Annotated in this window: 1 protein-coding gene; it reads right to left on the reverse strand. The window is 43.8% G+C overall.

Going from position 1 to position 416, the window contains the following annotated elements; translation table 11 throughout:
- Positions 1–228 precede the first annotated feature (228 nt).
- The coding region (locus SCT_RS17735) for a hypothetical protein (RefSeq protein WP_237759711.1) at positions 229–416 on the reverse strand (188 nt) is incomplete at its 5' end.

Here is a 416-nt window from a genome sequence, read left to right on the forward strand (position 1 = left end):
TGGTGTAGCTTTGTCTTGGTATCCGATACATTTCAACCTCCAGTTGCCAGTTTAATAGGCTACTGCTGGTATCCGAAATTCGCAACCAAACTCACTATTGGTGAGCCTCGTTGAGTGGATACTGACCTATGGTGAATACCTACGGCAGTCCACGGATGGTTCTAGAACTTAGCATTCCCTGTTTCATAACCATTGGAGAAACCAATCAAATGCATTGTTCAAAATAGTTCAATTGGGCGCATTATTGGGTATACCTCCAAACGCAATCAACATAAGTGGAAACACAATGCTAACTGCAAGTCGCATAATCCTGGCCCTATCCTTAGGGAAGCCCTGAACAAGTTCCTGAACCTGTAAAATAGCGGACATCATCAATCGACTGAAATTGCCCATGAAACAACTCAGTTTTGCAGCCC

Source organism: Sulfuricella sp. T08, assembly GCF_000971475.1.
Classification (GTDB): Bacteria; Pseudomonadota; Gammaproteobacteria; order Burkholderiales; family Sulfuricellaceae; genus Sulfuricella.